The sequence below is a fragment of the Streptococcus parasanguinis genome (genome assembly GCF_047463195.1).
Taxonomy (GTDB): Bacteria; Bacillota; Bacilli; order Lactobacillales; family Streptococcaceae; genus Streptococcus; species Streptococcus parasanguinis_R.
On record NZ_JASHEI010000009.1, the window covers coordinates 98,030 to 104,208 of the forward strand.

6 protein-coding genes and 1 tRNA gene are annotated in these 6,179 nt (G+C 35.6%); all 7 read left to right on the forward strand.

What is annotated here, in order from left to right; genetic code table 11:
* The 7 genes from QM870_RS08680 (at position 1) to QM870_RS08710 (ending at position 5,989) form a co-directional block, all read left to right on the forward strand.
* A complete protein-coding gene (locus QM870_RS08680; protein ID WP_003009253.1) occupies positions 1-129 on the forward strand; it encodes an SP_0009 family protein in 129 nt (42 codons plus the stop codon).
* Positions 101-1,387, forward strand: a complete 1,287-nt coding sequence (locus QM870_RS08685) for a serine hydrolase (protein WP_155168179.1) — start codon at positions 101-103, stop codon at positions 1,385-1,387. The genes QM870_RS08680 and QM870_RS08685 overlap by 29 nt, the downstream gene beginning before the upstream one ends.
* Positions 1,387-2,661: a tRNA lysidine(34) synthetase TilS gene (gene tilS / locus QM870_RS08690; RefSeq protein WP_414369317.1), complete on the forward strand. Its 1,275-nt coding sequence runs from the start codon at positions 1,387-1,389 to the stop codon at positions 2,659-2,661. Before QM870_RS08685 ends, tilS begins: the two co-directional genes overlap by 1 nt.
* 4 nt (positions 2,662-2,665) lie before the next feature.
* Complete coding sequence (hpt, locus tag QM870_RS08695; RefSeq protein ID WP_003018402.1) at positions 2,666-3,208, forward strand: hypoxanthine phosphoribosyltransferase; 543 nt, start codon at positions 2,666-2,668, stop codon at positions 3,206-3,208.
* Between the two features lie 10 nt (positions 3,209-3,218).
* Complete coding sequence (gene ftsH / locus QM870_RS08700) at positions 3,219-5,192, forward strand: ATP-dependent zinc metalloprotease FtsH (RefSeq protein ID WP_049473251.1); 1,974 nt, start codon at positions 3,219-3,221, stop codon at positions 5,190-5,192.
* Positions 5,193-5,283: 91 nt separating this feature from the next.
* Positions 5,284-5,355: transfer RNA gene (locus QM870_RS08705), tRNA-Glu, on the forward strand.
* Between the two features lie 154 nt (positions 5,356-5,509).
* Positions 5,510-5,989 (forward strand): sigma-70 family RNA polymerase sigma factor, encoded by a 480-nt coding sequence (locus tag QM870_RS08710; RefSeq protein ID WP_049473250.1) that lies wholly within the window; start codon positions 5,510-5,512, stop codon positions 5,987-5,989.
* The last annotated feature ends 190 nt before the right edge of the window (positions 5,990-6,179 follow it).

The following is a 6,179-nucleotide window of genomic DNA, read 5'->3' on the forward strand; positions in this document are numbered from 1 at the left end:
ATGGAAAATATCTTACAAACAGTTAAACAATTCCTTGAATTTTCGGATGAAAAATTAGAGGAATTAAAAAAGAAAAACCAAATGATTAAACTTCAAAAGGATGAAAAGGAAAGGAATACAGGTGTCTAAACGATTTCTGCTCCTATTGTTAGTTCCAATTTTATTTATTGGATCTCAAGCAGCGAGTGTCGAGCAGTCTGAGTCTTCTCAGACAATAGCTCATCCATCAGAACTTTATTTTTCTTCAATTCCAGCGAACCCTAATATCTATCGCAAAATTTCTGTTTTTTCTGATCCTCAGTTGAAAAAAGCAAAAGGAGAAATTCTTCCCAACACACCGTTTACAATCGAACAACTCTTTGTAAATGATGAAGGGAAAGCTGTATTTAAAATAGCAGATAAAGGATATGTATTAGCAGATTCTTCTGTCATTTTTTCTGATGTTGTACAAGAAACACAAGAAAAAAAACAAGACATGTGGCTAAAACCTGGTTTTAAAGTGTATGACCGACCCTTAATAAATGGTGCAAAAGAAAAAAATACACCTCTTTCTCCTTATACAAAAGTGACAGTCTTACGTACAGCTAAGACTTTACGAGATGAGTTTGTGGAGATTGAAGGTCAGGGCTGGGTGAACAAATCATTCGTTACTGAAAAAGATAATCGAATGGAAAAAGTTCAGGACTTGTTAAATAGTAAATACAATTCTCCTTCATATGGAATCTATGTAAAACAATTAGAGACTGGAAATACTGCTGGAATCAATCCGCAAAAAGAAATGTATTCTGCCAGTGTAACGAAATTACCATACTTGTACTACGTCCAAGAACAGCTCAATAAAAAAGCCATTTCTCCAACTACAACCTACAAATATATTCCAGAAGTCAATGATTTCAAAGGTGGCTATGAACCAGAAGGAAGTGGTAGCCTTTCAAAAACACCAGATGGAAAAGAATATAGTGTTCAAGAGTTGGTAGATAAAATTGCAAAAGAATCAGATAATGTTGGACATAATATCTTGAATTATTATGTCACTCATCAATCAGATCAAGACTTCCAAAAAACTTTGGATAGGATTGCAAAGAAACATTGGGATGTTGAAAAAAGAGAAGCATCCGCTGAAATGGCTGGCAATGTCATGGAGGCTGTCTATCAACAAAATGGCCCTATTATTGATGCACTCTCCTCTACAAAATATGATGATCAACGGATTGCGCGTGACCTTCCAGTAAAAGTTGCTCATAAAATTGGAGATGCCTATGATTTTAGACATGATGTTGCAATTGTATATACAAATTCACCCTATGTAATAGCCATTTTTACAGATCATTCGAATTATGATACGATTTCCAACATTTCAAAAGATATCTATGAGGTATTGAAATAATGGAAAAGCGATTTTTAGAGTTTTGTGAAAAACAAGATCTATTTACTCCCCATCGCCGTGTTTTAGTTGCCTTATCTGGTGGATTGGATTCAATGAATCTGTATGAACTTTTATATAAGAATAAAGAACGATTGAAAATCCATCTGGTACTCGCTCATGTCAATCATGGACAAAGACCAGAATCGGATTTAGAAGAAAGTGAACTTCGAACGCTAACTGATAGGCGAGAGACACGTATCCATGTGGCTCACTATTCGGGTGATTTTACAGAAGCAAAAGCTCGTACCTTTCGTTATGATTTTTTTAAACAGATTATGGAGAAAGAGGATTGCACCGCTTTAGTAACAGGTCATCATGCAAACGATCAAGCCGAAACAACTTTCATGCGCTTAATACGAGGAACAAAATTACGCCATTTAAGTGGTATTCCTGTACGCCAACCATTTGGTAAGGGTGAGTTAATCCGTCCTTTGTTAACTTTTACCAAAGATGAGTTGATGAAAATCCCTCACTTTGAAGACAGTAGCAATGACTCACAGGACTATTTTCGAAATCGTGTACGCCATCAATACCTTCCAGAATTTGAAAAAGAAAATCCTCAAATGCAAGTAAGTCTTCGTTATTTAGCAGAAGAAGTGACTCATTGGCACCAAGCACTGAAAGAATTGACTAGCGAGTTAACCATTCAAGATTTAGCTTCTTTTAGAACGTATTCTCATTCTGTACAATCATTCTTATTAGAAGAGTATTTGGCACAATTTCCAGATTTGCAACTTGGTAGGGCCCAGTTTCAAGAATTATTAGATTTACTGCGAAAAAAAAGAAATTGCGTTCATTATTTAAAGTCGAATTATGAACTACATCAAGAATATGATTTCTTTGAAATACAAAAAATCAGTCAAAAGTCGGATGACCACCCCCTCCCATTTTTGTTAGAATTTGGGAATATCTTTGACATTGCAAATTATAAACTATCTTTTGGACAACCATTAGTAGGGGAAAATGTAGAAATTCTTTCTGTTTCACGCGAAACTCCCATCTTAATTAGAAGGAGAAAGGAAGGAGATCAGCTACTTGTTAATGGCCACCATCAAAAATTAAGACGGTGGTTTATCAACCATAAAATTCCAATTTCTCTTCGGCAAAAGGCTCTCATTATAGAACAAAATCATAATATTCTTTCTGTAGTGGGATTGGTAACGAGTGATTTGAGTCAACCCTCAAAAAGTGGTATAATGAAAGATAATCTTTATATTCAAAAAATAGATAGGTAAAAACATGTTAGAAAAAGATATAAAAAAAGTATTGGTTTCACATGATGAAATTGTAGAAGCAGCAAAGAAATTGGGTGAAACCCTAACAAAAGAGTACCAAGGGAAAAATCCAATTTTTGTTGGAATTTTGAAAGGCTCTGTTCCATTTATGGCAGAGTTGATCAACCACGTGGATACACATATTGAATTGGATTTTATGCTGGTTTCAAGTTATCATGGTGGTACGGCAAGCTCAGGTATTATTAATATTATCAAGGATATCGACCAAGATATTACTGGTAGAGATATTTTATTTGTAGAAGATATTATCGATACAGGTAAAACCCTCAAGAGTCTAAAAGAACTCTTTGAAGAACGAAATGCAGCATCTGTGAAGATTGCTACCTTACTGGATAAACCTGAAGGACGTTTGGTTGAGATTGAAGCAGATTACACCTGCTTTACGATTCCAAATGAGTTTGTTGTAGGATATGGTTTAGACTATGATGAAAATTATCGTAACCTACCCTATGTTGGTGTATTAAAAGAGGAAGTGTACTCAAAATAGAGGAGACTAGATGAATAACAGAAAAAATAACGGTTTTGTCCGAAATCCATTTCTGTATTTGTTGATTATTGTAGCGGCTGTGACAGGATTCCAGTACTTTTTTGCGGGTAATGGGGTTGGTCAAAGTCAGCAAATCAACTACACAGAATTGGTCAAAGAAATTAAAAATGATAATGTAAAAACGATCAGTTACCAACCAAATGGTAGTGTGATTGAAATTGCAGGTACCTATAATAAAGCAAAAGAATCAAAAGAAGATACAGGAATTCAATTTTTTACCCCAAGTGTTCAAAAAGTATCTCGCTTTACTAGTGTCATCCTTCCATCTGATATCACCGTCAATGAATTACAAAAATTAGCAGCTGACCACAAAGCAGAAATCACCATCAAGCGTGAGAGCTCAAGTGGCATGTGGATAACCATTCTCACTTCAATTGTTCCATTTGTTATCGTCATGTTCTTCTTCTTCTCAATGATGAACCAAGGCGGTGGCGGAGGTGCCAGAGGTGCCATGAACTTTGGTCGTAATAAAGCCCGCGCTGCTAATAAAGAAGATATTAAAGTTCGTTTTTCAGATGTAGCAGGAGCTGAAGAAGAAAAACAAGAACTTGTTGAAGTTGTTGAATTTTTAAAAGATCCAAAACGCTTTACTAAATTGGGTGCAAGAATCCCAGCAGGTGTGCTTCTTGAAGGCCCTCCAGGAACTGGTAAAACCCTTTTAGCAAAAGCAGTAGCTGGTGAAGCTGGAGTGCCATTCTTCAGTATCTCTGGTTCTGACTTCGTTGAAATGTTTGTCGGAGTCGGTGCTAGCCGGGTTCGTTCACTTTTTGAAGATGCTAAAAAAGCAGCACCAGCCATTATCTTTATCGATGAAATTGATGCTGTTGGGCGCCAACGTGGTGTAGGTCTTGGTGGCGGAAATGATGAACGTGAACAAACCCTTAACCAGCTCTTGATTGAGATGGATGGTTTTGAAGGCAACGAAGGAATCATTGTTATCGCAGCAACTAACCGTTCTGATGTCCTTGACCCTGCCCTTCTTCGTCCTGGCCGTTTTGACCGTAAAGTATTGGTTGGACGTCCAGATGTGAAAGGTCGTGAGGCAATTCTTCGTGTTCATGCTAAGAATAAGCCACTTGCTCAAGATGTGGACTTGAAATTGGTTGCTCAACAAACACCAGGATTTGTCGGTGCTGATCTCGAAAATGTTTTGAACGAAGCAGCCTTGGTTGCAGCTCGTCGAAATAAAAAAGTAATTGATGCTGCTGATATCGATGAAGCAGAAGATCGTGTTATTGCAGGTCCATCTAAGAAAGATCGGACGATTTCACAAAAAGAACGTGAAATGGTTGCTTATCACGAAGCTGGTCATACAATCGTTGGTCTGGTCTTATCAAATGCTCGTGTAGTTCATAAAGTTACTATTGTTCCACGTGGTCGTGCAGGCGGTTACATGATTGCCCTTCCTAAAGAAGATCAAATGTTACTTTCTAAAGAAGATATGAAAGAACAATTAGCTGGGCTCATGGGAGGACGTGTTGCCGAAGAAATTATTTTCAATTCGCAAACAACCGGTGCTTCAAATGACTTTGAACAAGCTACCCAAATGGCGCGTGCAATGGTGACAGAATATGGTATGAGTGAAAAACTTGGACCGGTCCAATATGAAGGAAATCATGCAATGTTTGGTGCTCAAAGCCCACAAAAAATGATTTCAGAACGAACAGCTTACGAAATTGATGAAGAAGTTCGTAGTCTGTTGAATGAAGCCCGTAATAAAGCGGCAGAAATTATTCAAGGAAATAGAGAAACGCATAAACTAATTGCGGAAGCTCTATTAAAATATGAAACCTTGGATAGTGTTCAAATTAAATCATTATATGAAACAGGAAAAATGCCTGAAAATTCAGAGCATGAATTAGAAGAAGAAGCAAAACCTCTATCATATGATGAGATTAAGTCAAAATTAGAAGAAAATAACTAATTCAAAAGAAGGAAAATATTTCCTTCTTTTTTTATTAAAAAAGTGTTGACAGAGTAAAAATATTCTGTATAATAGAATATGTTGTAAAAATGGTCCGTTGGTCAAGGGGTTAAGACACCGCCTTTTCACGGCGGTAACACGGGTTCGAATCCCGTACGGACTATCGATGAACTGTCACCAAGTGGCAGTTTTTTTGTGTATTTGGACAAAATAATTAAAAATAATAACCAAATAGTTAAAAAAACGTGCAGAATAGAAAAAAAGTCCAATGGGCTTCTTTATTTTTATAAAATACAGATAAAAGTAAAGGAGAGCTTATGGAATTTAATAAAATGTATCAAAAAGTAAAATATATCGTAAGAAAATGTGAAAAAGAATATTATATTCAATTATGGGAAAAGGATGATTGGGAACAAGAAGGACAGCTAACACTCTTTGAACTTTATCAAAAAAATCCTGAAATTGAAACAAATGAAGAATTACTTTATACATATTTTAAAACAAAATTTAGAAATCATATTAAAGATAAAATAAGACAACAGGAAAGTGATAAGAGAAAAATAAATAGACTTCCATATATTGAAATTGGAGAAATTAGTCACAGAATTTCATCAAGAAAAATATATTTAGATGAGCTGGTTGTTCTTAGAGATGCATTAAAACGTTTTAAAGAAAAATTAACCGTAAAAGAAAAAGAACAATATGAAGCATTACTAGCAAACAGAAGATGTCTAGGAAAAACAAAAATGAAAAAGAAATTAGAGAACTATCTGAAGGATTTTAAAAATACAATTTAAGAACTGAAAGTTGACAGTGTATAAATGAACTTTCAAAAAAATAAATTTTTTTGAGAAAAAGTGTTGACAGTAAGGGTAGGTCATGATATACTAATATAGTTGTCGCGCGAGAGCGACAAAGACCTTTGAAAACTGAACAAGACGAACCAATGTGCAGGGCGCTATAACTAAGGTTATAGTAACTGAACAA